This is a genomic window from Gordonia otitidis NBRC 100426 (assembly GCF_000248075.1).
GTDB classification, from domain to species: Bacteria; Actinomycetota; Actinomycetes; order Mycobacteriales; family Mycobacteriaceae; genus Gordonia; species Gordonia otitidis.
The window spans coordinates 13,741-40,402 of sequence record NZ_BAFB01000108.1 but is presented as its reverse complement, the minus strand read 5'-3'; the positions used below and the strand labels follow the sequence as shown (position 1 = coordinate 40,402).

General features: G+C 66.3%; 17 protein-coding genes and 2 pseudogenes. 2 read left to right on the top strand and 17 right to left on the bottom strand.

Annotated elements, in window-relative coordinates; genetic code table 11:
* The 10 genes and pseudogenes from GOOTI_RS11075 to GOOTI_RS11030 form a co-directional block, all read right to left on the bottom strand.
* A pseudogene (locus tag GOOTI_RS11075) lies at positions 1-345 on the bottom strand (formyltransferase family protein); the annotation flags it as partial.
* Positions 346-398: 53 nt separating this feature from the next.
* Complete coding sequence (locus GOOTI_RS11070) at positions 399-1,994, bottom strand: cell division protein PerM (RefSeq protein ID WP_085949792.1); 1,596 nt, start codon at positions 1,992-1,994, stop codon at positions 399-401.
* Positions 1,995-2,193: 199 nt separating this feature from the next.
* Entirely contained in the window at positions 2,194-3,546 is a 1,353-nt protein-coding gene (locus GOOTI_RS11065) for a hypothetical protein (RefSeq protein WP_007238673.1), read from the bottom strand.
* A 99-nt stretch (positions 3,547-3,645) separates the two neighbouring features.
* A complete protein-coding gene (locus tag GOOTI_RS11060) occupies positions 3,646-5,652 on the bottom strand; it encodes an acetoacetate--CoA ligase (RefSeq protein WP_007238672.1) in 2,007 nt (668 codons plus the stop codon).
* Positions 5,652-7,340 (bottom strand): AMP-binding protein, encoded by a 1,689-nt coding sequence (locus GOOTI_RS11055; protein ID WP_007238671.1) that lies wholly within the window; start codon positions 7,338-7,340, stop codon positions 5,652-5,654. Before GOOTI_RS11055 ends, GOOTI_RS11060 begins: the two co-directional genes overlap by 1 nt.
* A gap of 104 nt (positions 7,341-7,444) precedes the next feature.
* Positions 7,445-8,368 carry an HpcH/HpaI aldolase/citrate lyase family protein gene (locus GOOTI_RS11050; RefSeq protein ID WP_007238670.1) on the bottom strand — a complete coding sequence of 308 codons (924 nt, stop codon included), beginning with the start codon at positions 8,366-8,368 and terminating at the stop codon, positions 7,445-7,447.
* A gap of 51 nt (positions 8,369-8,419) precedes the next feature.
* Positions 8,420-8,929 carry a MaoC family dehydratase gene (locus tag GOOTI_RS11045; RefSeq protein ID WP_007238669.1) on the bottom strand — a complete coding sequence of 170 codons (510 nt, stop codon included), beginning with the start codon at positions 8,927-8,929 and terminating at the stop codon, positions 8,420-8,422.
* Complete coding sequence (locus GOOTI_RS11040) at positions 8,926-10,071, bottom strand: acyl-CoA dehydrogenase family protein (protein WP_007238668.1); 1,146 nt, start codon at positions 10,069-10,071, stop codon at positions 8,926-8,928. The genes GOOTI_RS11045 and GOOTI_RS11040 overlap by 4 nt, the downstream gene beginning before the upstream one ends.
* Positions 10,071-12,143 carry an acetyl/propionyl/methylcrotonyl-CoA carboxylase subunit alpha gene (locus tag GOOTI_RS11035; protein ID WP_039993953.1) on the bottom strand — a complete coding sequence of 691 codons (2,073 nt, stop codon included), beginning with the start codon at positions 12,141-12,143 and terminating at the stop codon, positions 10,071-10,073. The genes GOOTI_RS11040 and GOOTI_RS11035 overlap by 1 nt, the downstream gene beginning before the upstream one ends.
* Before the next feature lie 62 nt (positions 12,144-12,205).
* Positions 12,206-13,753, bottom strand: a complete 1,548-nt coding sequence (locus GOOTI_RS11030) for a carboxyl transferase domain-containing protein (protein WP_039993952.1) — start codon at positions 13,751-13,753, stop codon at positions 12,206-12,208.
* Between the two features lie 310 nt (positions 13,754-14,063).
* Here GOOTI_RS11030 and GOOTI_RS11025 point away from each other — a divergent pair.
* A pseudogene (locus tag GOOTI_RS11025) lies at positions 14,064-17,700 on the top strand (indolepyruvate ferredoxin oxidoreductase family protein).
* A 374-nt stretch (positions 17,701-18,074) separates the two neighbouring features.
* Here the strand turns inward: GOOTI_RS11025 and GOOTI_RS11020 are convergent.
* The 7 genes from GOOTI_RS11020 to sucC all read right to left on the bottom strand — a co-directional run bounded on the left by GOOTI_RS11020 (position 18,075) and on the right by sucC (position 25,050).
* Entirely contained in the window at positions 18,075-18,719 is a 645-nt protein-coding gene (locus GOOTI_RS11020) for a TetR/AcrR family transcriptional regulator (RefSeq protein ID WP_039993951.1), read from the bottom strand.
* 58 nt (positions 18,720-18,777) lie between these two features.
* On the bottom strand, positions 18,778-19,398 hold the full coding sequence (locus GOOTI_RS11015; RefSeq protein ID WP_007238663.1) for a nitroreductase family protein: 621 nt from the start codon (positions 19,396-19,398) through the stop codon (positions 18,778-18,780).
* Positions 19,399-19,515: 117 nt separating this feature from the next.
* Positions 19,516-21,402 carry a carboxyl transferase domain-containing protein gene (locus GOOTI_RS11010; protein WP_051997944.1) on the bottom strand — a complete coding sequence of 629 codons (1,887 nt, stop codon included), beginning with the start codon at positions 21,400-21,402 and terminating at the stop codon, positions 19,516-19,518.
* Between the two features lie 72 nt (positions 21,403-21,474).
* Complete coding sequence (locus tag GOOTI_RS11005) at positions 21,475-22,068, bottom strand: RDD family protein (protein WP_007238661.1); 594 nt, start codon at positions 22,066-22,068, stop codon at positions 21,475-21,477.
* Entirely contained in the window at positions 22,055-22,864 is an 810-nt protein-coding gene (locus tag GOOTI_RS11000) for a hypothetical protein (protein WP_007238660.1), read from the bottom strand. The genes GOOTI_RS11005 and GOOTI_RS11000 overlap by 14 nt, the downstream gene beginning before the upstream one ends.
* A gap of 107 nt (positions 22,865-22,971) precedes the next feature.
* On the bottom strand, positions 22,972-23,874 hold the full coding sequence (gene sucD, locus GOOTI_RS10995) for a succinate--CoA ligase subunit alpha (RefSeq protein WP_007238659.1): 903 nt from the start codon (positions 23,872-23,874) through the stop codon (positions 22,972-22,974).
* Between the two features lie 12 nt (positions 23,875-23,886).
* On the bottom strand, positions 23,887-25,050 hold the full coding sequence (sucC, locus tag GOOTI_RS10990) for an ADP-forming succinate--CoA ligase subunit beta (RefSeq protein WP_007238658.1): 1,164 nt from the start codon (positions 25,048-25,050) through the stop codon (positions 23,887-23,889).
* A 459-nt stretch (positions 25,051-25,509) separates the two neighbouring features.
* On the opposite strand from sucC, the gene GOOTI_RS10985 reads away from it, so the two are divergent.
* On the top strand, positions 25,510-26,655 hold the full coding sequence (locus GOOTI_RS10985) for a M23 family metallopeptidase (protein WP_007238657.1): 1,146 nt from the start codon (positions 25,510-25,512) through the stop codon (positions 26,653-26,655).
* Positions 26,656-26,662: the final 7 nt, after the last annotated feature.

The window sequence follows — 26,662 nt, the reverse complement described above, 5'->3', positions numbered from 1 at the left end:
ACGCCGTGCGCGCCAGGGAACGACGGCAGCAGCGCCGGATGCGAGTTGACGATGCGGCCACCGAAGCGGGACAGGAACGCCGGGCCGAGGATTTTCATGAAAACCCGCTGTGACGACCCATGCGGGCNCAACCGCGGACACCTGTTCGGTCAGGGTCTCATCCCAGCGCGCTCGATCGGCGTGATCGGACACACGGCAGACGACAACCGGGATGTCGTGGCGTTGCGCGATCGACGCTGCGCGGCAGTCGCGGTCGACGACAACAGCGGCCACCTCGAAGGCGGCGTCCGGTCCGTCGGCGCGGTCGATGAGCGACTCGAGCAGTGTTCCCGTTCCCGACGCCATCACGACGATGGGGACGCGTACCGGGTTGCCGGCAGCGTCGATGGGAGTTCGGGTCACATCTGCGAGCCTAATGGATCGCTGTTCGCCCGTTGTGAGCGAGGCGCGGCGCCGACGGTGCCGTCGACGAGATCCTCGGTGCCGTCGCCGTCCGCGCTGGTGCCCTCGGCGTCCAAGGCGGTGCCGTCGGCATCCAAGGCGGTGCCGTCGCCGTCCAAGTCGGTGCCGTCGACGTCCAAGCCGGTGCCGTCGACGAGATCCTCGGTGCCGTCGGCGTCATCCCCGATCTCGTCGATGTCCGACTCGTCGTCCATGCCCCACTCGTCACCCTCATCGCGATCCAGGTCGGTGTCGCTCTGCGGACGATCGACGTCCCAGGACTCTACGACGTAGTCGTCGTCGTATCCGGCGTCGTCGAGTTCCTGGTCGTCGAACCACGCGTCGAGGTCGTCGTGGAGATCGGGCTGCAGCCTTGCCTGCCGGGTCGACGGAAGGCAGCCATAGACCAGCGCGACGATGAGTCCGACCACGGCGATCCAGCCGAAGGTGAACACGCCTGCGGCGGCGACGTTGATGCCGGTCGCGCCGATCTCACCGAGCTGGCCACCCGCGGGCCAGCCGAGTAACACGATCATCGACGCCGCAACGGCACCGGCGACGCCGACCGAGCGCACATGGGCGATCGGGTCGAGGGACCGGCATCGCCAACCGACGTAACCGGCGATGGCTGCGGGCACCACGAATCCGAGGATCCCGAGTGAACCGTGGTCGGTCTCGGGGAGCGCGGCGAGCAACGGCACCGGAGGCATCGGGCCGCTGCGCACCGACAACAGGTCGACAGACATCGTCCCGATGTGGGCGCTCGCCCCGACCAGCACCGCCGTTGCGCCGACGATGACGTTGGGCAGGTACAGAATCGACAGGACCGTGAGCCCCAGATAGCCATCGAATCGGTAGCCACCGCTGATGAGGTGCCCGACCTCGGAAAAACTCAGCAGCAGGCGGACCAGCACCAGGATCGAACCCGCCGCGAGAAGTGCCACCGCCGCGAGCAGACCGAAACGTAATCCTCGACGGTCGGCTGCCGTGACCGACGCCTGGGTGGCGAGATCCCGGCGTCGTCGCCAGACGACACCCGCCGCGGTCGCAATCCCGTGCAGAGCGATCGTGCACCCGAAGGCCAACAACGCATTCGGCGCGGCGACGGGCATGTCCGACGACCCGTCCATGAGCACAGCCAACGCCATGGCCGTGATGACGAGCGGTCCGCCCACGGCGGCTGCTGCGATAGCGGCCAGTTCCGACGGCGATCGCCCCACCCGGCTGGCGGACGAGGCGAACCCTGCGGTCCCCGCAGCGACGAGCAGCGTCGGCAACAAGGGCAGCACGCCGAGGGTCACGCCGTTCATCGTCAGCGGCACCTGGTGGATCGCGAGCCAGCACGCGGAGATCGAACTCGCGATCCCCGACATGTCACCCCCGGACATGAGGAGAACGGCAAGCACGCAGACAAGGACGACCATCACCGTGACGACGGGAACCCCGAACGCCACGAGGACCAGTTCACGCGCCGTGCCCTCGGTGCCGACCCGCTGCGCGCGGGTCGCCCGCCGCACCTGGCGCAAGCGTGCGGAGAGACTTTCTGAGGACACAGACCTGATCGACGACATCGTTACGAGCGTGACACGAGTGACTGCAGTTGAGTCGGAGACGCGCCGAGGGGTGATGCTCACGACACGCACCGAATGACACGAGCGGGTATGAGACGCGTGGAGGGCCCCGCCGTCCGGCGAAGCCCTCCATACGTGGTGATGCGATTCTCAGCAGATCGCCGCCGATCGCCAGGCGAGGTCAGCTCTGCGACGAGCCGCTCTGCCCCGGCTGATCATGCGGCCCCGGCTTGGTGAACGCCGAGGTGCGGTCCGCGTATCCCGCTGCTGCCGAAGGGCTCGACGTGGGCGAGGCGGGGGGCGACGCCGCACTGCGCGGCTCCGTGGAAGCCGAGGGACCGGTCGACTGGTCGCCGGACGGCGCAGATGGGCTGGACGCAGATGCACCAGGCGCAGATGCCGAAGACGCTGATGCACCAGGCACGGATGGAGTGGGTGCAGACGACGGGGCGCCCGCGCCGTAGGACGACGTCGCACCGGACTGAGAACTGGGCGACTGGCCGTACGTGTACGCGGACTGGCCGTAATTCGACGCCACCGGCGCCTGAGCCTTACCCGACGCCTGAGCATCGCCGTATCCGGCAGCGGTTGACTGCCCATACGTCTGCCCCTGCCCGTACGCCTGTCCGTATGCCTGAGTGGCGGGCGCGGTCGCGGATATGACGGTGGTCTGCTCCGCAGCGGTCACCGTCGACCCTGCAGGGATCGACCCCGACGTCGCGCCAGCAGCCGGTGCGACCTTGACCTGGCCGAGAACAACGAGCAGCCAGAAGATCGCCAGTCCTGCGATGAACAGTTCGAGAACGAGCTGTACGTAGTCAATCGCAGGGGTGGTCGGCGAGTACGGACCGAAGTCACCCACCGCGAGATGGATGATCGAATAGATGTGGCCGATCGCCACCGCGCTGGTCCACGCGGCCACCACGGGGACGATCGCGTTCACCCCGACCTTGGTGGGCACCAGCGCCGCGAGCAACGCGAGCACGATGACGATGACTCCGTTGATCAGACCGGTGCCGTCGTTCCAGAAGCCGATCAGGAGATTCACCGCCGACAGCGCGCTCAGGGCGATCCCCAGGATCACCGGGAGGTTTGCCGGAAGGCCCTGGCCAACGGGCTTCTGCGCTGATCCGTAGCCGTACTGGCCCTGCCCGTATCCATACTGGCTGGGGTCTTGCTGACCGTAGCCCGGCTGTGCGTACTCCGGTTGGCCGTATTGGCTCTGGGGATAGCCTTGCTGGCCGTACCCCTGTTCGCCATAGCCCTGTTCGCCGTAACCCTGCGGCTGCCCGTAGCCCTGGGCTCCCTGCTGGTTGTATCCGGGCGTCTGGCCGTAACCGTATTGTCCAGCGGACTGCTGGCCGTATCCGTACTGCGGCGGAGTCTGCTGGTCCTGGCTGTGCTGGCCACTGCCGGCCTGGGGATATCCCGAGCCGGGCCCGCCTGGTTGACCGGCGGACTGACCGGCCGACCGACCATAGCCCTGGCTCGATTCAGAGGCTCCGAAACCGGAGCCCCCCGGCTGATAGCTCATACGTCACATCTCCTGCTCGAAGCATTCGAACCGTTCCCCAGCGTCGGCGGGGACGGCAGTTCCCCGACCACGCTAGTACATCGGTGTGAGACGGATCCCTCACCACCGGTGTTCGCGACCGCGGGCCGCGTACCACTCGATGAGGTCCGGATCGTCGATCGAGCGGGGGTCGACGTCGACGCCCGACCGGCCCGCCAGGATGGCTGTCACAGGCACTTCGAGCTTCTTGCCCGTGCGTGTGTGCGGGATTCCGGGAGCCTCGACGACCTCGTCCGGAACGTGCCGTGGGGACAGTCGTGTGCGGATCGCCGAAGCGATCCGGGTGCGCAGGGCGTCGTCGAGCATCGCGCCCGGCACGAGGGTCACGAACAGCGGCATCCAGTACGTGCCGTCTGGCCCGTCGACACCGAGTACGAAGGCTTCTGCCACCTCATCGAGGCTTTCGACGACCTCGTAGATGTCGGCTGATCCCATCCGCACGCCCTGCTTGTTCAGCGTCGCGTCGCTGCGGCCGTGAATGACCAGCGAGCCGCGGTCGGTGACTGTCACCCAGTCCCCGTGCCGCCAGACATCCTGCGCGTGCGGATCGGAGTCGTCCGGCGTCGACCATTCGTGCGAGAAGTACGCCGACCGGTATCGGGCGCCGTCCGGGTCGTTCCAGAAGCTGACCGGCATCGACGGCATCGGTGCGGTGACGACCATCTCACCCACCTCACCGATCAGCGGCGTGGTGTCGGCAGCCCAGCTCTCCAACGCCACCCCGAGGTAGCGCACCGAGAGCTCACCGGGCACCACCGGCTGTCCCGACGAACCACCCGCGAACGCGGTCACCACGTCCGTGCCGCCACTGATCGACGACACCGGAAGGCCGGGACGCACGTTCTCGTCGATCCACTCGAACAGGTCGGCAGACAACGCCGAACCAGTGCTCCCGATACCGCGCAGCGCGGACAGGTCGTGGTCGCGACCGGGAACGAGACCGGCTTTGCGGCTCGCCTGCAGCTGCCCCGGACTGGTGCCGAAGTAGGTGACGCCCTCGGCGGCCACCAGTCCCCAGAGCCGATCGGCGTCGGGATGAAGCGGAGAACCGCTGTAACACACGATCTCCGCGCCGACGAGCAGACCAGCCGCCTGGAAGTTCCACATCATCCAGCTCAATGCGGTGTGCCAGAAGAACACATCGTCGCGAGACAGATCAGCGTGCAGCCCGGCCGCTTTGAGATGTTCGACGACGACGCCACCGTGCCCGTGCACGATCCCCTTGGGCCGACCGGTGGTCCCGGAACTGAACAACACCCACAGTGGGTGGTCGAAACCGACCTTGACAGGGATGTCGGCGTCGACCTCACGCGGCCGCGCCACCACCGACTCATAGTCGACGACATCGATGTCGCGGGTGGGTTGACGCGACGGGTCGCCGACGACAACGTGCGCGCGTAAGTCGTCGAGAAGGCCCGCGAGCTCTGCACTGTCGGCGGCTTTGTCGATGTCCTTACCGTTGTAGCGATACCCATCGGCTGTCACGAGGACCTTCGGTCCGAGTTGAGCCAGTCGTCCCGCCGCACCTGATGGCGCGTAGTCCTGGCCGCACCCCGACCAGATAGCCCCGACCGCAGCGGTACCGAGGAAAGCCACCAACGCCTCGGGAATGTCCGGCAGGTACGCGGCGACCACGTCAGAGACACCGACACCGAGTTCGCGCAGTCGCTGCGCGAACGCCAACGACTGTTCTCGCAGTTGCGTCCAGCTCAGAGTCACCCGTGCGCCGTCCTCGTCGACGCCCACAATCGCCGCACGGTCGGCCGCGCCGGGCTCGTCGGCGTTGCGGAAGACCTGGTCGACGTAATTCAGGGTGACACCCGGAAACCACTGCGCTCCAGGCATGGTCGTCGACGCGAGCACGGCGTCGTCACCATCGGCCAACGGACCGGCGATGTCGTCGAGTTCGAAGTACTCCCACACCGCGCGCCAGAACTGCGCCGGCTGCTCCACCGACCATGACCACAACGCGTCGTACGACGCCGTGTCGACGCCGTGTCGCGCTGCCACCTGCCGCGCGAAATCGTCGATGCGACTGGCGGTATCGCTGTGCGTCGACGATCCCATCACGACAACCCCAGCAAGTCGACCGATTCCTCCCGCATGGCCACCTTGCGCACCTTGCCGGTGACCGTCATCGGGAACTCCTTGACCACGTGCACATAGCGCGGGATCTTGTGCCGTGCGATCTTGCCGGTCGCGAACTCGCGGACATCGTCGGCAGTGAGATCGGCGACCCCGTCGCGCAACTGGATCCATGCCATCAGTTCTTCACCGTAGCGTTCGTCCGGCACTCCGATGACCTGCGCGTCGAGAATATCGGGATGCGTGTAGAGGAATTCCTCGATCTCCCGCGGGTAGATGTTCTCGCCGCCGCGTATCACCATGTCCTTGATCCGCCCGGTGATACGCACGTACCCCGCTCCGCTCCCGGCGTCGGTCACATTCGACCCGCTCGCTCCGCTCCCGGCGTCCATGACGGCGAGGTCGCCCGTGTGCATCCACCCGTCGGCGTCGAGGGCCTCGGCTGTCTTCACCGGCTCGTTCCAATACCCGCTCATCACGCTGTATCCGCGCGTGCAGAACTCTCCGGTTTCCCCACGGGGCAACGTTTCTCCCGAGATCGGGTCGACGACCTTGATCTCCAGATGCGGCCCGACCCGTCCCACGGTGCCGACGCGCAGTTCCAGTGGATCGTCGACACGGGTCTGACACGACACCGGCGATGTCTCGGTCATGCCGTAACAAATGGAGACCTCACCCATGTGCATCCGGTCGACGACCTGCCGCATCACATGCTCGGGGCACGGCGAGCCCGCCATGATCCCGGTGCGCAGGCTCGACAGATCGAACTGCCCGGGCTCGGAGTGGTCGAGCAGCGCCAATTCCGCGATGAACATGGTCGGCACACCGTACAAACTGGTGCAGCGATACTCGGCGACAGCACGCAACGCGGCTTCGGGGTCGAACGTCGGTGACGGGATGACCATCGCCGCACCGTGACTCGTGGCCGCCAAATTGCCCATCACCATGCCGAAGCAGTGATAGAAGGGCACCGGGATGGCTATCCGGTCGGCGTCGGTATAGGCGAGGAGTTCCCCCACCAGGTAGCCGTTGTTGCTGATGTTGCTGTGCGTGAGGGTCGCACCCTTCGGGAAACCCGTTGTGCCCGAGGTGTACTGGATGTTGATCGGGTCGTGTGGTTCGAGTGTCGCCGCGCGTTCTGCGACAGCCGACAACTCGTCGTTCGACGGTTGCGCGACCAACTCCTGCCATGCAGGCGTCTCGAAGCAGATCACCTCACGCAACTCCGGCGCCGACGGACGTGCAGCGTCGAGCATGCCCTTGTAGTCGGAGTCCTTGTACCGCTTTGCTGCGAGGACGACGCTGGTTCCCGACTGCGTCAACGCATAGTCGAGTTCGTTCTGCCGGTACGCAGGGTTGAGGTTGACGAGAATGGCACCGATCTCCGCCGTGGCGTACTGGGTGACCACCCACTCGGGGCGATTGGGCGCCCAGAGTCCGACGCGGTCACCCTTGCCCACTCCGAGTCGGAGCAGACCCGCGGCGAGCGCCAGAACGTCGGCGCGGAACTCGCGGTAGGTCCAGGTGCGGTCGGTGGGCGCGTCGACGAGCGCGAGATTGTCGGGGAAGGACTCGGTCGTGCGTGCCAGTGTCGCACCGATCGGCTCGGTCAGCAGCGGTGGGCTGTCTTCACCACGGGCATAAGACAGTTCGACGGTCTGCTCGTCCATTTCGGTCACTTTCTTGTCGCGGACTCTGGGATGTGCTCACAGGCGGTGGTCTAGTCCAGCCCGACCGGCGTCGACCGGCTCACAGCCTGCGCCGTCGGTGGCGGTCATGGTGTTGTCAGATTCTCCGCGGCCGCAGCGCGGGCCAGCACGGCCTCAGCCTGACGCAACACCGGACCGTCGATCATCTGGCCGTCGAGGCTGAATACACCGCCCCCGAACTCTTCGGACTTCTCGAGAACCTTCTTCGCCCAATCGACTTCGTCGGGGTCGGGGCTGTACCCGGTGCGGATGACCTCCACCTGCGAGGGGTGGATGCACGCGGTCGCGGCGTAGCCCAGTGCCACGGCGTCACGCACCTCGGCGGCGAGCCCGTCGGTGTCGGGGATGTCGAGATGCACCGAATCGACTGCGAAGATACCGGCGGCTGCCGAGGAGATGCGCACCATCGCACGGGCGTAACGCGCCACGTCGCGGTACGTGCCGGCGCCCGGCTCACCGGCGGCGAAGCGACTCGACTTACCACCGAGACCCGCGACGAGATCCTCTGCACCCCACATCAATCCGATGCAGTTCACCGCCTGCGCGATCTGGTTGACATTCACCACTCCGAGCGGCGTCTCGATGAGGGCGATCGTCTGAAACGCTGTTTCGATCACCGACTCGGCGGTCTCCGCCTTGGCTTGCATGACCACTCGATAGTTGGTGTCGCTCAGGGCGGCCAGGTCACGTCGGTAGTCACCGGTGCCCGCCGGATTGATTCGCACCACTGTGCGGTCGGGGTCGATGGCATTGGCGATCAACGCTTCTCGGGCGTCGGTGCGGTTCTCCGGGGCAACGGCGTCTTCGAGGTCGAGGATGACAACATCGGCCCGTTCCAGCGCCTTCTGGTAGCGCTCGGGACGGTCGGCCGGACAGAAGAGCATCGCGGGACCGGATGGCAGCCATGCGTTGGCCAGCATCTGGGGTTCGTTGCCGATCTGGCTGGCAACACCAAACTGATTGGGTGGCACGATCGGGCCGGTGGTCACGATTCTCACTCCTGTTCGTCGGACGCCCCGCGGAGGTGTGTCTCCCGCGGGTCAGTCGTCGGGTTGCTTCCGTACCAGTGTGGCCCTCGCAGCACGTGCGACGACCACCCCGTCCTGGTTGCGGCCGATGTGGAGGAGGTTGACCACTCCCTCGCCGGGCCGTGACCTCGATTCGCGCTTGCCGGTGCACTCGGTCTCCGCGTACAGCGTGTCGCCTGCGAACAGCGGTGCGGGAAAAGCGACCTCGCTGAATCCGAGGTTCGCCACGAGTGTCCCCTGCGTCAGTTGCGACACCGACAGACCCACGATGGTCGACAGCGTGAACATCGAGTTGATGAGTCGCTGACCGCCGAAACCCGGTTGCTGTGCCGACCATGCGGCGTCGAGATGCAGCGCCTGGGTGTTCATGGTGAGCGTGGTGAACAACACGTTGTCGGCCTCGGTCACGGTTCGACCCGGCCGGTGCTCGTAGACCGTGCCCTCGTCGAATTCCTCGAACCACAGTCCGCGTTGTATCACTCTGCGCACCGTCGACGTGGACGATTGCGTGTCGTCGTTCATGAGAAGCCCAACTCGCGCGCGATCAGCATGAGCTGAACCTCGGTGGTGCCCTCCCCGATCTCGAGGATCTTCGAGTCGCGATAGTGACGCGCCACCGGGTACTCGTTCATGAAGCCGTAGCCGCCGTGGATCTGTGTCGCCATGCGCGCGTTGTCCATCGCGGCCTCACTGGCGATCATCTTGGCGATCGACGCCTCTTTCTTGAACGGCTTGCCCGCCAACATCTTCGCCGCGGCATCGTAGTAGGCGGTGCGGGCCACGTGCGCCCTGGCCTCCATCCGGGCGATCGCGAACGACACCGACTGGTAGTTGCCGATCGGTTGCCCGAAGGACTGACGCTCCTTGGCGTACTTCACGCTCTCGTCCACACATCCCTGGGCGACACCGGTCGCGAGCGCCGCGATCGCGATGCGGCCCTCGTCGAGGATCGACAGGAAGTTCGCGTACCCGCGACCACGGGTTCCCAGCAGATTCTCCTTGGGCACGCGCGCGTCCGTGAACGTCAACGGATGGGTGTCCGAGGCGTTCCAACCGACCTTGTTGTACGCCGGTTCCGCGGTGAACCCGGCGGTGTCGGAGGGCACGATGATGGTGGAGATCTCCTTGCGCCCGTTCTCCTTCACACCGGTGACCGCGGTGACGGTGACCAGCGAGGTGATATCGGTTCCGGAGTTCGTGATGAACTGCTTGGCGCCGTTGATGATCCAACTGTCACCGTCGTCGCGGGCAGTGGTTGCGGTGGCCCCCGCATCCGATCCCGCCCCCGGTTCGGTGAGACCGAAGCCGGCGAGTGCGACGCCCGACGTCAGGTCGGGTAGGTAGCGCTGCTTCTGCTCCTCGGTGCCGAACTTGTAGATGGGCATCGCGCCGAGGCTGACTCCGGCTTCGAGCGTGATGGCGACCGACTGGTCGACCTTGCCGAGTTCTTCGAGTGCCAACGACAGCGCGAAATAGTCGCCGCCCATCCCGCCGTACTCCTCGGGGAAGGGCAGTCCGAACAGTCCCATCTTGCCCATCTGCGAGACGACCTCGTACGGGAAGCTGTGTTCGGCATCGTGTGTGGCTGAGACCGGCGCGACAACCGACTGCGCGAAGTCCCGCACGCTGCCGATCAGGTCGGTGTATTCCTGGCTGAGTTCCATCAGTTCGCCTGCTCCATCGAGTTCTCGTCTGTTATCTGTGCAAGTGTGTGACCGGCCGCGACCTTGTCGCCGACCTTCGCGGCGAGTGCGACGACACCGGCCGTCGGCGCGGTCAGGGTGTGCTCCATCTTCATCGCCTCGACGACGATGACGGGGACGCCTGCCTCCACCGCCTCACCGTCGGCGACCGACACCGCGACGACGGTTCCCGGCATCGGCGAGGTGATCTCCCCTGCCTGCTCGTCGGCGGCCTCGTCGAGAATCGGCCGGGCGAGTTCGAGCGTCCACGTTCCGTGCGGACCCGATACCCACCATGATCCGTCGACCTCGGCATGTGACCACGACTGGCTGACACCGTCGACGATTAATCGATCGACGTGGGAATCGTTGCCGCTCTGCGTAATCCGACGGTACTCAACGTCTGCTTCCCACGGTTCGTCGTCTCCGTCGACATCGCCGGTGACCGATGCGTGCCCGCGAAGTGTCTCGTCGGTTGCGGCGTCGACGCGCAGCGTGACCGTCCAATGTCTCCCCTCGCCGTCGACGATGCGGGTCACCACCGGCGCGGGCGCGCCGATCCGCCAGCCGACCTCGGTGCGCCACACGTCTCCCGACGCACGGAACCCGGTCCGAGCAGCGCCGACCAGAACCAGGGCCTCCGGAACCGGTTGCGGTGCAGTGTAATCCACGACCAGTCGGTCGAGGAGCTCCGTGTCGAGGTCGGCGTCGCGGACGCGCTGCTGCGCCAACACGAATCGGCAGAAGTCGATGTTGGTCACCACACCGAGCACTCGGGTGTGTGCGAGCGCCTGGTCGAGGCGTTCGATCGCTTCGTCCCGATCACCGCCGTAGGCGATGACCTTCGCCAGCATGGGGTCGTAGTCGCTGCCGACGACCATGCCCGCGAACATCGCGGAGTCGACACGTACACCGCGGTGTCCACTCGTGTCGGACCGGTCGTCGGGCTGGTCGAGAGCGACGATCGTGCCGCCCGTCGGCAGGAAACCGCGCGCGGGGTCCTCGGCGTAGACCCGCGCCTCGATCGCATGCCCCGACAGCTTGACGTCGCCCTGGGTAAGCGCCAGTTTCTCGCCGCGTGCCACCCGGACCTGTTGCTCGACGAGGTCTATCCCGGTGACCAGTTCGGTCACAGGGTGCTCCACCTGCAGGCGGGTGTTCATCTCCATGAAGAAGAACTGGTCCGGCCGCTTGGCGGACACGATGAATTCGACGGTGCCCGCTCCGGTGTAGCCGACGCTGCGCGCGGCGTCGCATGCCGCTTCACCGATTCTGGCGCGTGTCGCCTCGTCGAGGAGTGCCGAGGGTGCCTCCTCGATGACCTTCTGATGTCGGCGTTGGAGCGAACACTCGCGCTCACCGAGGTGAATCACGTTGCCGTACTTGTCGGCGAGGATCTGCACCTCGATGTGGCGGGGCGTGTCGACGAAGTGCTCGAGGAACAGCGAGTCGTCGCCGAATGCCGATCCGGCCTCACGACGCGCACGCTGCAGTGCGGCGGGCAGCTCCTCGGGGTCCTCCACACGGTGCATGCCCTTGCCGCCACCACCGGCGCTCGGTTTGATCAGTACCGGGAATCCGATGTCGGGTGCCGCGGCGATCAGATCGTCGTCGGACAGGCCGGGACGTGACAGGCCGGGAACCACCGGGACATCGCGTTCGACGACAGCCGCGCGCGCGGTGATCTTGTCGCCCATCGTCGCGATCGCCGCTGCGGGCGGTCCGATGAACGTGATGGCGGCGGCATCGAGCGCTGCCGCGAATTTCTGGTTCTCGGACAGAAATCCGTAGCCGGGATGCACCGCGTCGGCTCCGGTCTGCTGCGCGGCCCGCACCACGGCGTCGATGTCGAGGTAGCTCTGCGCGGCCGGCGCGGGTCCGAGCCGCACGGCGACGTCGGCCATCCGCACGTGCAGGGCGTCGGCATCCGCGTCGGAGTAGACGGCGATGCTGCGAATCCCCATGCGACGCAAGGTCTCGATGACCCGACACGCGATCTCGCCACGATTGGCGACGAGAACACTGCGGATCGGGCGGGGTGTCGGTGTCGTCATGTCACTCGCATCCATGGTCGCTGGAATCGCTTCGTTGGTCTGGGTTCGCATCGATCGCGTGGTCACATCCGGAACACGCCGTAACGAGGTTCCGCCAGCGGTGCGTGGCGTGCCGTTTCGAGCGCCAAGCCGAGAAGTGTGCGGGTCTGTGCCGGATCGACGATGCCGTCGTCCCACAGTCGCGCAGTCGAATAATAGGCATCGGACTGCTCGTCGAATTGTTTCCGGATCGGCGCCTTGAACGCCTCCTCGTCGTCGGTCGACCAGTCGTCGCCGGACCGCTCGATCTGATTGCGACGCACGGTCGCCAGGGTGTCGGCGGCCTGCGGTCCACCCATGACCGAGATGCGTGCGTTCGGCCATGACCACAGGAATCGGGGCGAGTACGCACGGCCGCACATCGAGTAGTTGCCCGCGCCGAACGACCCGCCGATCATCACGGTGAACTTCGGCACGCGCGCGCACGCGACGGCGTTGACCATCTTGGCGCCGTTCTTGGCGATGCCGCCCTCCTCGTAGGCGCGCCCGACCATGAACCCGGTGATGTTCTGTAGGAACACCAACGGGATTCGACGCTGGTCGCACAGTTCGATGAAATGTGCTCCCTTGAGCGCCGATTCGCTGAACAGCACGCCGTTGTTGGCGACGAAGCCGACCGGGTGTCCGTGTACGTGCGCGAATGCGGTCACGAGCGTGGTGCCGTAGTTCGCCTTGAACTCGGTGAACTCTCCCGCGTCGCTGATGATCTCGATCACCTGGCGCACGTCGTACGGTGTGCGGGCATCGGTGGGGACCACGTCGTAGATGTCGGTCTGGCTGCGTACGGGTTCGCGTGGCGCGATGGTTTCCCACTGTGCAGGGTCACGCGGGCCGAGCGTGGCGACGATCTCGCGCACCTTGGCCAGCGCCTGCTGGTCGTTGTCGACGAGATGGTCGGTGACACCGGACACCGACGAGTGCATCGCACCGCCACCGAGGTCCTCTGCGGTGACGTCCTCGCCCGTCGCCGCCTTCACCAGTGGCGGACCGGCGAGGAAGATCGTGCCCTGGTTGCGGACGATCACGGTCTCGTCGCTCATCGCGGGTACATAGGCGCCGCCGGCGGTGGACGACCCGAGCACCGCGGCGATCTGCGGGATGCCCGCGGCACTCATGGTTGCCTGGTTGTAGAAGATGCGGCCGAAGTGCTCGCGGTCGGGAAACACCTCGTCCTGTTGGAGCAGCATCGCCCCGCCCGAGTCGACGAGGTAGATGCAGGGCAGACGATTCGCTGCGGCGATCTCCTGCGCACGCAGATGCTTCTTGACCGTCATCGGGTAGTAGGTGCCGCCCGACACCGTCGCATCGTTGGCGACGATCATGCATTCGCGACCAGCCACACGCCCGACACCGGCGATCACGCCCGCCGACGGAACCTTGTCGTCGTACATGCCGAATGCCGCGAGCGGGGCGACCTCGAGGAACGGTGACCCGACGTCGAGAAGACCGTCGACCCGGTCGCGTGGCAGTAGCTTGCCCCGGGAGATGTGGCGCTCACGAGCGCGTTCACCACCGCCGACCGCGACGCGCTCGAGACGCTCGCGCAGCGTCGCGACGTGGGATTCGTGCACCTCGCGGCCGGTCGGATGCGCACCACTTCCGCCGGTCGAGCCGCCACCGCTGGTCGAGCCGCCACCGCTGGTCGAGCCTGTCGAGACCACACTCGTCACAGTCAGACCTTTCAGTTAGCTGCAATTAACTGAATTGACTCTAGCCGATTGCTGGGACGCTGTCACCTACCAGTCATTGTCGGGTCTAGCGTGACGCGCGTCACGCAATTTCGTACTGTTGAGGGTGCGGTCCACCACCCCGGACCCAGCCCACAGGTCGTCGGCCACACCCGGTGCCGACGCCGACACAACACGAAGGCCAGGTGAACCCGTGACCCTCGCAGATGATCGAGCCGACCGATTTCGGCGCGACACCACCGCGAAGACATCAGCAGCTGCAGCACCCCGCGCGTCGATGCGCCCCGGTGACTTCACACTCGACGATCGCTACACCCGCGAAGAGGGTCCGATCTTTCTCGGTGGCATCACAGCGCTCGTCCGGATGATCGCCGACCGCGCACGTATCGACCGCAGGCAGAATCTCCGCACGGCGTCGTTCGTCTCCGGCTACGAGGGATCACCACTGGCGGGCTTCGACCTCGAACTCATGCGCAGAAAGTCGCTCCTCGCACCCTTCGATGTCGTGCACCGACCAGGGCTCAACGAGGAGCTCGCAGCGACATCGGTGATGGGATCGCAACTGGCACCGACCCTAGGCCCACTGGCGGCCGACGACGACGGTCACCTACGCAACGGGGTCGTCGGCTACTGGTACGGCAAGGCACCGGGCCTCGGATCGGGCGTCGGACGCACTGCGCCACGCCAACCTCATCGGCACGCATCCCGACGGTGGCGCGGTGGCCCTCGTCGGCGACGATCCCGCCGCCAAGAGTTCGACGGTCCCCTGCACCTCGGAGATGGCGCTCGCAGACCTCTACATCCCGACCCTCTACCCCGCCGACTCCCAGGACATCCTCGACCTCGGGGTGCACGCTGCAGTGATGAGTCGGGTCAGCGGTCTGTGGACCTCGCTCAAGATCTCCGCGCACGTGGCCGACGGTTCGTCGACCGCCGTGGTGCACCCCGACCGCATACTACCCGTCTACGGCGATCTCGGTCGGAGTCCGCACGTACCGAGCGGCAAGCTACTCGGCGCCAATCTCATGGAGCTCGAGCAGAATCAGCTCACCACCCGCATCCCGCGCGCGCTCGCATACGCGCAACTCAACGGCGTCAACCGGATCGCGGTGCGAAGCGGCGACGACAGGATCGGTCTGGTCGCCGCCGGAAAGACCTACCTCGATCTGCGTAATGCATTGCGCCTCATGGGTCTCGACGAAGCAGACATGCAGCGCGCGGGTATTCGCATCCTCAAGCTCGGCATGGTCTATCCGCTCGACCGCGACATCCTCGAACGCTTCATCACCGACACCGCCGCGGGTCAGCTCGACGAGGTCATCGTCGTCGAGGAGAAGCGCGACTTCATCGAGACCATGATGCGCGACATGCTCTATCGCCACCCCCGCGCCCCGCGCATCGTCGGCAAGGTCCACGAGGACGGGTCGACGTTGTTCTCCCGATTCGGTGAACTCGACGTCGACGCAGTCACTCTCGGGCTCGCGACGAGGCTGGCCCGACACCATCACCTCGACGCCGCACAGACGTGGCTCGATCAACATAATGCGCGTCGATCTCCCACTCGCATCGAGCTCCCTCTCGCGGTACGCACCCCGTATTTCTGCTCGGGCTGCCCCCACAACAGCTCCACCAAGGTCAGTCCGGGAACCCTCGTCGGCGGCGGAATCGGTTGTCACGCCATGGTTCTGATGATGGACCCGCAGCAGGTGGGCGACATCGCCGGAGTCACCCAGATGGGCGGCGAAGGCGCGCAGTGGCTCGGCATGGCACCGTTCGTACCCGCCGACCACTTCGTGCAGAACATCGGCGACGGGACGTTCACGCATTCGGGGTCGCTCGCCCTGCGTGCCGCCGTCGCATCGGGTGAGAACATCACCTACAAACTGCTCTACAACGGCACCGTCGCGATGACCGGTGGTCAGGATCCGGTGGGCGAGTTCAGCCTCGCACAGCTGACACGATTGCTCGCCGCCGAGGGTGTGTCGCGCATCGTCGTCACCTCCGACGATCCGTCACGCACGCGATCGGCAGACCTGGCGGACGGCGTCGATGTGCGTGACCGGTCCGACCTCGCCGAGATACAGCGCGATCTCGCCGGGATCCCCGGTGTCACAGTCCTCATCCACGACCAGCACTGCGCGGCGGAGAAGCGACGTAAACGCAAGCGTGGTCAGATGTCCACCCCCACGCAGCGTGTCGTGATCAACGAACGCATCTGCGAGGGGTGCGGTGACTGCGGCGAGAAGTCGAATTGCCTGTCGGTACATCCCGTCTCGACCGAGTTCGGCCGCAAGACGCGCATCGACCAGAGTTCGTGCAATCTCGACTTCTCCTGTCTCAAGGGCGATTGCCCGTCGTTCGTCACCGTCACGCCGGGTCACACGCCGGAGTCGCGCCGCGCAACCGAGATCGACGCCGCTGCAATCCCCACTCCCTCGACCTCACGGCCAGTCACGGCGGGCACCGATTTCACGATGCGTATCACGGGAATCGGCGGTACCGGGGTGGTCACCGTGTCGCAGATCCTCGCCACCGCGGCGTTCCTCGACGGACATGCGGCCAGGACCGTCGACATGACCGGCCTCGCGCAGAAGGGCGGTGCCGTGGTCAGTGACATCAAGGTCTCCGCGCTGTCCTCGGCCGGTCCCGACGCTGGTCGAGCCGACCTGCGCCTCATCGAACAGGCCGCCAAGGCCGCGGCCGACACCTGCGACCTGTACCTCGCATGCGACTCCATCGTCGGGACCGATCCGGCGAATCTGAAGGTGACCGCACCCGACCGCACCGTCGCGGTGGTCTCGACGACCCGAATCCCCACCGGCGCCATGGTCATCGACACGTCGGTGGGCTTCCCCGCCGACGTCTCGGTGCACGAATCGATCGACGCCAGGGTGTCGCGGGCGGCCTATCTCGACGCGGGCGCGCTCGCGACCGAGCTGTTCGACGACGAGCAGTTCGCCAACATGGTGATGGTGGGCGCGGCGTATCAGACCGGCGCACTACCGATCTCGGCGGAGGCGATCGAACGCGCCGTCGAACTCAACGGCGTCGCCGTCGCGGCCAACCTCCAGGCATTCCGACGCGGACGCCAGGTCATCGAGGACCCGGAGGCGGTCTCGCACGAGATCACCGCGGCGGGTGTCGAACCCGTTGCGGTGGAGCCCAGTTCGTTCGCTCGTGGACAGATTGCGCACCTCGGCCTCAGCGACGACCTCGCCTATACGGTCGGAATCCGCGTCGACGAGCTCGTCGTCTACGCCGACGAACGTTACGCCGGTGCATATCTCGACGTCGTCGGCCGGGTGGCACGCGAGTCGGGTAGTCCCGAACTCGTCGACGCCGTCGCCCGTAATCTGTACAAGCTCATGGCGTACAAGGACGAGTACGAGGTGGCACGACTGACCGCCGACCCGGCATTCGCCGCGCAGATCGCGGGCGAGTACGGCGACGACGCGAAAGTCGCCGTACGGTTGCACCCCCCGCTGCTGCGTGCACTGGGCCGCAAGGAGAAGATGGCGTTCGGCGCCCGCACCGCGCCCGTGCTCGCCGGGCTCGCGAAGATGAAGAAGTTGCGCGGCACGCGCCTCGATCCGTTCGGCTACACCGAGATCCGACGCACCGAGCGCGAGCTCGTCGTCGAGTATTCCGATCTCGTCGACGCCATTCTCGGTGCCCTCGCTTCCGCGACCGCCGAGCCTGGCCGACTGTCTGCGCTCGTCGAGCTGGCGGGTCTACCCGACATGGTCCGCGGCTACGAGCAGATCAAGATGGACAACGTCGCGAAGTATCGCGCAGAGGTCGAGCGGCGCCGAGCCGAGTTGGGCATCTGACACCGCTGCCCGACCGGGGTGGCTGCCCGGACTGGGGTGGGGTGGGGTGGAAAGTAGGGGAAGGGTCGGGCGCGGACCCTTCCCCTGCTTTCAGCGCTGTCCCGCTGGACCCTTCCGCGGGTTTTCGACGCTTCCCCTAGAAACAACCCGCGGAAACGCCCAAAACCAGCGGAAGAACCCAGCGCAGAACCTTCCCCTACTTTCAGCACGGGCCCGCCCTGAACCCTCCCGCGGGTTTTCGACGCTTCCCCCAGAAACAACCCGCGGAAACGCCCAAAACTAGCGGAAACATCCCTTCCCCTACTTTCAGCGCCTTCCCCTACTTTCGGCGCGGCGCCGGCCCTGAAGCAGGGTCGACCCCCGGAGCCACCGCGCTACTGCGCGGACTCCAGCGCGGCGGTGGCCATCGCCGTCAGGACGGCGCGCAGGCGATCGCTGTCGAGCGCGGGCAGTCGCGGCGAGGAGTTGAGCAGGCCGAACATCGCGTGCACACGAACGCGGGCCTCCTGCCGCGCCAGAGTCACACCGCGTTCGGTCATCAGTGCGAGCAGGACGTCCACCCACTGCTCGACGTAGCGGCGCTGCAGCGACCGCACCTCGTGATTGGCTGCGGGTGTCAGGTTGTGCAGGTCTCGATCCTGCACGACGATCAGGTCGGGTTTACTGACCAGGACGTCGATGTGGAAGTGGATCAACGCCTCAAGCGTCTCGGCGGGCGGTAGTCCGCGGTCGACGACCTCGGCGCCCCCGTCGCGGAGCCGGTGGCTGATGTCGAGCAGCATCTGGTCGAGAAGGTCGGTCTTCGACGCGAAATGTCGATACATCGCGGGTCCGCTGACACCGACGGCGCCGCCGATGTCCTCGAGACGCACCCCGGCGAATCCCCTGGCGGCCATCTGGCGCGCAGCGGCGTCGAGCATTTCCCGACGCCGAGCAGCCTTCGCCTCACCACGTTTGGTGAGCGGCGGGGTGACCGGTGTTGCGCGCGTTGGGGCCTCGACGGGGTCTGCTGGGCTCATGGTGCCATCGAATCTACCGTCGGGACGGTCGAGCACGCGACGTGTTCCGCCGCGTCGATCACCAACCGTTGACGTGCAAGACGTCGTCGAGCGGCTTGCGTTGCGCCGGTGAGAAGTCGGTGCCCTGGGTGTAGGCGATCGGCAGGAGTACGCCCTGGTGTACTCCGTCGGGGATACCGAGCAGGTCGGCCACCTCCTGCTCGTAGGTCAGGTGCAAGGTCGTCCACGCCGAGCCGAGTCCGCGTGCCCGCAGTGCCAGCATCAGACTCCAGGCGCCGGGAAGCAGTGATCCCCACACCCCGGCCTGATTTCCCTCGGGCAACTCGCCGCCCGTCTTGATCGCGCCCAGCACCAACACGGGTACCTCACCCATCACGTCGGCGAGGTACTGGGCACTGGCCGCGACTCGTCGGGCGGTCTCGGTCGACACCGTCCGCTGCGCCGAATATGCGGCGAACGAGCGGGCGTAGTAGTCGGCGACCTGACGCTTGAGGTCGGTGTCGGTGATGACGATCCAATGCCACCCCTGCGCGTTCGACCCGGTCGGGGCCTGGATCGCGACCTCGAGCGCTTCGCGGACCACCTCGATCGGAACAGGTCGCTCCAGGTCGAGTCGCTTGCGAACCGAGCGGGTCGTCGTGAGCAATTCGTCGGGGTCCAGAGGCAGAAGGTCGGTCATCTCGCTCCTCGGTCGTCGGTGCCGCGCGGTGTCATCGGTGGCGTGCGCGGCGAGCCAGCCAGTTCCCAAAGTACTGGCCCGCCTGCCGGATTGTGTTCACGGCGAATCGGAGCGGCTTCATTCGATGAACCCGCCCGCCGTCAGGTGCTCGATCAGTCCGTCGGTCAGCGGCAGTGCGCGCATCTCGTCGACGGTGAACCACCCGGCGTCCGCCGCATCGTCGGCGGCGCGCAGTGCACCCCCGACCGGGACGGCGACGAAGTCGTGGATCTCGAACACCCCTCCCTTCCCGTCGGGTATCTCGACCACCCAGGCCTCGGTGCCGACCATGACGTCGATTCCCGTCTCCTCGGCGATCTCGCGAATCACTGCTGCGACGAGCACGTCCGCATCGTCACGGATTCCGTTCGGGCCGACGGTATCCACCGGGTCGACCTTCCCGCCGGGTACCGTCCACCGCCCCGCCTGCGGGTCACGCAGGCGCTGGACCAGCAGGAAGCGGCCGCGGTCGTCGCGGATGATTGCGCCAACGGCGAGGGTGCGGCTCCGACTCACGGTTGTCGAGTGATGCACGCGCCGTGCACGATCGGGCGCGAGTCCCGTCAGCGTCCGCCCGATATGCGCACGGAGACCCTCTGCGGCGTCGGGGCCCCAGTACACGAGATCGTCGATCTCGCCCCGGTCGGCGAGGTCGGTGGCGACAATGCCCTGTGCCGCAGCGAGTTCAGGTGCGTGGGCGGTGTCGCGGTGCACGATCACACTCGCACCCTCGGGCGGTAGGGGCGACAGCCACGCGTCGTGTGCAGCAAGTCGACGATCCGTGGGGAACAACGCAAGTGCCGCGCCTCCGGCCCCTTCACCGAGCAAGACCGACACCGTGGGACGCGGGACCGCAATGAGATCCGCCAGGCAGAGCGCGATCTCACGCGCGAGTCCGCCCTCCTCCGCGGCGACGGACAGGTCGGCGCCGGGGGTGTCGATCACCGTGACGACGGGCAGCCGCAGTTCTGTGGCCACAACCATGCCTCGACGCGCGACCCGCAGATCCGCGGGCCCGACGAGCCGCCCCTGCGCCTGGACTGCCCGATCCTGACCGATCACGACAGCCGTGGTCCGCCCGAATCGACTCAGCGCCAAGATGATCGGTCCGACGTCGTGGATCACCGCTGTCTCGTCGGTCAGCAGTTGCCGCAGCCCAGGTCGGTGGGGAGCGCGCGTCGCGCGCACGTGGTCCCACGAGCTCATCGCGGCAGACCCGCTCAGCGACGAAGTCGGCTCCGGCTGGGACGAAGTCGGCTCCGCGGGCGACGAAATCGGCTCCGCGGGAGACGAAATCGGCTCCGCGGGAGAATCGTCGGTCTCGACGAGCAGGTCGACGACGCTGCCGACGCGTTGCGCGAGCTCGTCCACCGGCACCAACGCGTCGACGATGCCTTGTGCAGCAAGGTTTTCCGACACCTGCACGCCCTCGGGAAATGCTGTGTGGTGCAGCCCCTCGAACACGCGCGGGCCGAGGAAGCCGATGAGCGCGCCGGGTTCGGCCCAGGTGATGTGCCCCATGGATCCCCACGATGCGAACACACCGCCCGTCGTCGGATCGCGTAGATACACCAGATACAGCAGGCCCGCCCGCCGATGACATTCGACGGCCTCGGCTATGGCCGCCATCTGTAGGAAAGCCACCGTTCCCTCTTGCATCCGGGTTCCACCCGACGCCGGCAGTGCCAAGACCGGCAGCCGCTCACGAGTCGCACGGCGGACGGCGGCGACCACTCGCTCCCCGGCCGCTTGCCCGATGGAGCCGGCCAGGAATCCGAACTCGCTGACCACCAGCACAATCGGGCTACCGGAGACCTCCCCGACGCCGGTGATCACCGATTCGTCGACACCGGTACGTCTGCGCGCCCTGCCGAGCGCGGCCGCATACGTGGCATCGAGTGCGACGTATGCGGGCGCTGTGTCCCAAGACCGCCAGGTACCCTCGTCGACCAGTGTGGTCACCATGTCGATTGCCGAAAGCCGATCCGATTCGCCCACACAGTCACGGTAGTCGTGTTCTCACCCGGGGTGACAGAGCTAGCGCGAGTACACGACTCGCGTGCGCAGCAGCACGTCGGCCACCGACCGTCGTCTGCTGTCGACACCGACCCACAACAGGCCGATGGCGAAGAACACGCAGATCACCGACCTCAGCACGGCGATTGTCGGGCGTAGACGGTTTCCCTTGCGGTTCACCACACGAATCCCCATCACCACGCTGCCGAGCGTCCGGCCCGACACAGCCCAACAGCTGGCGAGATACACGATCGACACGACGATGAACGCGCCGATCGTGAAGAACCCGTTGGTGCTCGGCATCGAGAAGTCGTGGACGTTGTAGAGGAGCCTGGCCATCACGACTCCCAGATAGATGGCGCTCATGATGACCAGCACGACGATCAGGTCGATCACCGCGCCTACCCCGCGGCTCACGATCCCCGCCGACTTCGAGGTGTCGTGAACGGCGTGGAACTGGTTCTTTCGCGCCTCGCGGCGTACAGCCCGATCACCGGACACGACGTCGGAGGAGTCGCGCGCGCCGTCGCGTTCGTGGCCCGTCCCCTGCCCGGACACATCGGAATGGGAAGGATCGGGCTGGGAGGAATCGGGGTGAGATTCAGTCACGCTCACCGGACTCCACCTCCGCAACCACACGTCGGCGCAGCAGACGGCCCACCATGTCGGCGACGGCGTCGTCGGCTCGTTCACTGGTACTGCGCACGTCGGTCATCACGTCCGAGGTCACCGAGGTACTCGCCTCGCGGATGATTCCGGGCAGGTCGACACCGTCGATGATGACATCGGCGAGCCCGATGAGGTCGACGCGGTTGATCACGGCGTCGATGTCGACGTGCGAAACGGCACGGTCGAGGTCGACGGTATCGATGACCGCGTCGAGGTCGACGCCGGCGATGACCGCCTCGATGTCGACGCGCGAGATCACCCTGTCCACATCGACGCGGTCGATGATCTTGTCGACGTCGACCCGCGCGACCGCGGCATCGAGGTCCACCCGCGCGACTGCGGCATCGAGGTCCACCCGCGCGACTGCGGCATCGAGATCGACCCGCGCGACGATGGCGTCGAGATCGAGGAGGTCGACGATCGCGTTCATGTCGACCGAAGCAATGATCCTGTCGAGGTCCACGTTGTCGAGCACCAGCGCGGTGAGGTCGATTTCGGAGGTGAACGCATCGACGACCTCGCGGATCAGCGCCGCCAGACCGGTGCGCGTGCCAACGGTTGCCAACGCCTCCGCGGATTCGATCGCGGTGTGCACTGCGCGTCGGCCATCACGGACAACCGACCCCGCCAGCGGCACGCGCTCGGCCGCGTCGACCATCGCCGACGCGGCGCGGAACGGAAGCCTCATCACGCCGAGTACCGCACTCTGGCCCGCCTTGGCAGCCGCGGCATCGTTGGTCACCCGTGCAGTATCTCACCCGAGAGACCACAGCACGCCGACAACAAGACACCCCCGGTGCGGCCCGAATGGCCGCACCGGGGGTGCCCGGAGAATCGGAGACTACGCGGTCACAGGTTCTCGTACAGCTCGCGAGCCAGCTTCGCGGTTTCGCTCGGCGTCTTGCCGACCTTGACGCCTGCGGCCTCGAGGGCTTCCTTCTTCGCCTGCGCGGTGCCGGAACTACCCGACACGATCGCACCGGCGTGACCCATCGTCTTGCCCTCGGGCGCGGTGAAGCCCGCGACATATCCGACCACGGGCTTCGAGACGTTGGCCTTGATGTACTCGGCAGCACGCTCCTCGGCGTCGCCACCGATCTCGCCGATCATCACGATCACCTTCGTGTCGGGGTCCTTCTCGAAGGCCTCGATCGCGTCGATGTGCGTGGTGCCGATGACCGGGTCGCCGCCGATACCGATTGCGGTCGAGAAGCCGAGGTCACGCAGCTCGTACATCATCTGGTAGGTCAGGGTGCCCGACTTCGACACGAGACCGATCGGGCCCTTACCGGTGATGTTCGCCGGGGTGATCCCCACCAGCGACTCCTCCGGGGTGATGATGCCCGGGCAGTTCGGACCGATGATGCGCGTCTTGGTGCCCTTGTCCACGTTGTAGGCCCACGCGTAGGCGGAATCCTGCACCGGGATGCCCTCGGTGATCACGACCAGCAGCGGGATCTCCGCGTCGATCGCCTCGATGATCGCGTCCTTGGAGAACTTCGGCGGAACGAATGCGATCGACGTGTCGGCGCCCGTCTTCTCGATCGCCTCGGCGACGCTTCCGAAGACGGGCAGTTCGATGTCGTTGCCGTCTTTGTCCTTGTGGGTGACGGTCGTTCCGGCCTTGCGTGCGTTCACGCCGCCGACGACATTGGTGCCCGCCTTGAGCATCAGAGCGGTGTGCTTGGTTCCCTCGCCACCGGTGATGCCCTGGACGATGACCTTGTTGTCCTTGTTCAGAAAGATCGACATTGATGCGGCCCCTTACTTGCTCGCCAGCTCGGCGGCCTTGTCGGCGCCGGCGTCCATTGTTTCGGCGAGCGTCACCAGCGGGTGATTCGCATCGGCCAGGATCTTGCGGCCCTCTTCGACCTTGTTGCCGTCGAGACGGACCACCAGGGGCTTGTTCGCCTCGTCGCCGAGCTTGTTCAGAGCACCGACGATGCCGTTGGCGACGGCGTCACACGCCGTGATGCCACCGAAGACGTTCACGAAAACACTCTTGACCTGGTCGTCGCCGAGGATCACGTCGAGACCGGCGGCCATCACCTCTGCCGAGGCGCCACCGCCGATGTCGAGGAAGTTGGCGGGCTTGACGCCGTTGTGGTTCTCGCCTGCGTAGGCGACCACGTCGAGGGTGCTCATGACGAGACCCGCACCGTTGCCGATGATGCCGACCTGTCCGTCGAGCTTGACGTAGTTGAGGTCGTTCTCCTTGGCCTTCTGCTCCAGCGGATCCGTCGAGTCCTTGTCCTCGAACTCGGCGTGATCGGGATGACGGAAGTCGGCGTTCTCGTCGAGCGTCACCTTGCCGTCGAGCGCGAGGATCTGATCGTCGGGCGTCCTGACCAGCGGGTTGACCTCCACCAGCGTGGCGTCTTCTCCGACGAAGACCTCCCACAGCTTGGCGATCGTCACCGCGGCGGCGTCGAGTACCTCGGCGGGCAAGTGGCCCTGCTCGGCGATCGATCGCGCGGTTGCGACGTCGACGCCTTTGACCGCGTCGACAGGAATCCTGGCCAGGCGCTCCGGCTTGGTCGCTGCTACCTCTTCGATCTCCATGCCGCCTTCCACCGAGCACATGGCCAGGTAGGTGCGGTTGGCGCGATCGAGAAGGAACGAGATGTAGTACTCCTCGGCGATGTCGCTCGCCTCTGCCACGAGGAGCTTCTTGACGATGTGCCCCTTGATGTCGAGGCCCAGGATGTTTTCTGCGTTGGTCTGCGCGTCGTCAGGGGTCGCGGCGTACTTCACGCCGCCTGCCTTGCCACGTCCGCCGGTCTTGACCTGCGCCTTGATCATCACGGGCTTACCGATTTCCTCGGCAATCGCGCGTGCATCGGTGGCGGAGTCGGTGACCCGACCGGGTGTGGTGGGAACCCCATGCTTGGCGAACAGTTCCTTCGCCTGGTATTCGAAGAGATCCATTCAGCTCACCATTTCGTCGTTGTGCCCGCTGATGTTGGGTGTAACACGGGCCATATCGGACTCTAAACCTGCCGGATACAGCCATAGAGAGGACCTCCGCGCCTTGTGCGACAGATCACTCGTTCGGTTGTGATCGGGCCGCAGGCGACCAGCCCTCGATCGCTGCGCCGCGCTCCTCGTATAGAGTCTGCCTCCGGTTCGGAACATCCGGGCACGAAGTCGGCAAGAAGGGCGTAGCGCAACGGATTTGGGCGAGATTCAACATCGAGAACATCATGTTCGGGATAGGTACACAGCACCCGTTGAACGGTGACCCAGCTCACATTTGGACGGGTTCTTTCCTCTGATCGTTGGACTTGCCGCAATCGTTTCGTTACCGTCAGTCGAGCAGAACGGATCACGAATCGGTCACGAACAGTAACAACGACCGATATCGGGAGCGAAGAAACAGGAATCGAGGTGGGCGACTTGGCGGAACGCGGAGCTCCGGGCAGGTCGACGTCGACGGTCGTCACCGCGACATCACGACGCGGCACTACGTACGACGACATCCCGGCCGAAGAGATGACCGCGATCATTCCGATCGACGAGCTCGACTCCTACGATCCCTGGGCCGTCGACAGCGCCGCAGACCAGGAGTCGTGGTCGCCGTCGACATGGGAGCCGTACTACCGCCCGACGCGCTCTGAGCTGACACAGGACATCCTGATCCCCGAGGGTGGCTTCGAGGCATACGCCGACGACCCCTTCGAGAGCGAGGGCGCACAGCTCGACTCGTTCCCCCACGCCGACGTCGACTCGCCCCTCAGCGGCGAGATCGACATGCGGCCCGCCGAGAAGCCGTTCCGGCAGATACCCGGGCCCGGTCGAACACGTACCCGCGGCAAGCATCGGCTCGCGGCCCCGCCGACCGCCCTCCGCGGAGGTCGTGCCGCGCTCATCGCCATGGCAGCAGGCGCAGCCGTCGCCGCCGCCGCTCACGCCGGCACCGCCGACAAGGCGCCGGCACCGTCGTCGTCGCCCGCCAACGCCGCGAATGTCGACAACGCAGCACCCACTCCCGACCTCGGGCCGGGAATCGCTGCGGCTGACACCTCCTCGCAGGACATGAGCGTGTTCACCTCTCAGCTCGCAGAGGGCGAACAGCTCGTCAAGGACGAGGCCGCTCGCAAGGCTGCCGCGAGCCGGCCATACTTCGAGTCGCCGATCCCACTCGGCATCTACCAATTCACCTCGGGCTTCGCGATGCGCTGGGGGTCGATGCACGGAGGCGTCGACTTCGCCGCGCCGCTGGGCACTCCCATTCACGCGGCGACCGATGGCGTCATCAAGGAAGCCGGCCCCGCGTCGGGCTTCGGCAACTGGATTCAGGTCCAGGCATCGGACGGCACCGTCACCGTGTACGGCCACATGTACTCGAGCGGCGTACTCGTCCAGAAGGGCCAGACGGTCAAGGCGGGCGACGTCATCGGACTCGTCGGGTCCGACGGCCAGTCAACGGGCCCGCACTGCCACTTCGAGGTCTGGAAGAACGGCACCACCAAGATCGACCCGGCTCCGTGGCTCGCCGAGCACGGCGTCCGGATGTCGGCTTACACGGGCTGACCGACAC

Excerpts from the sequence above, each read along its gene's own strand:
- sucD (WP_007238659.1), bottom strand. The coding sequence starts at position 23,874 with ATGTCGATCTTTCTGAACAAGGACAACAAGGTCATCGTCCAGGGCATC.
- GOOTI_RS11035 (WP_039993953.1), bottom strand. The coding sequence starts at position 12,143 with ATGACGACACCGACACCCCGCCCGATCCGCAGTGTTCTCGTCGCCAAT.
- GOOTI_RS11060 (WP_007238672.1), bottom strand. The coding sequence starts at position 5,652 with ATGGGATCGTCGACGCACAGCGATACCGCCAGTCGCATCGACGATTTC.
- GOOTI_RS11045 (WP_007238669.1), bottom strand. The coding sequence starts at position 8,929 with ATGAACGACGACACGCAATCGTCCACGTCGACGGTGCGCAGAGTGATA.
- GOOTI_RS11065 (WP_007238673.1), bottom strand. The coding sequence starts at position 3,546 with ATGAGCTATCAGCCGGGGGGCTCCGGTTTCGGAGCCTCTGAATCGAGC.
- GOOTI_RS11040 (WP_007238668.1), bottom strand. The coding sequence starts at position 10,071 with ATGGAACTCAGCCAGGAATACACCGACCTGATCGGCAGCGTGCGGGAC.
- GOOTI_RS11015 (WP_007238663.1), bottom strand. The coding sequence starts at position 19,398 with ATGACCGACCTTCTGCCTCTGGACCCCGACGAATTGCTCACGACGACC.
- GOOTI_RS11055 (WP_007238671.1), bottom strand. The coding sequence starts at position 7,340 with ATGGACGAGCAGACCGTCGAACTGTCTTATGCCCGTGGTGAAGACAGC.
- GOOTI_RS11020 (WP_039993951.1), bottom strand. The coding sequence starts at position 18,719 with ATGAGCCCAGCAGACCCCGTCGAGGCCCCAACGCGCGCAACACCGGTC.
- sucC (WP_007238658.1), bottom strand. The coding sequence starts at position 25,050 with ATGGATCTCTTCGAATACCAGGCGAAGGAACTGTTCGCCAAGCATGGG.
- GOOTI_RS11010 (WP_051997944.1), bottom strand. The coding sequence starts at position 21,402 with ATGGTGACCACACTGGTCGACGAGGGTACCTGGCGGTCTTGGGACACA.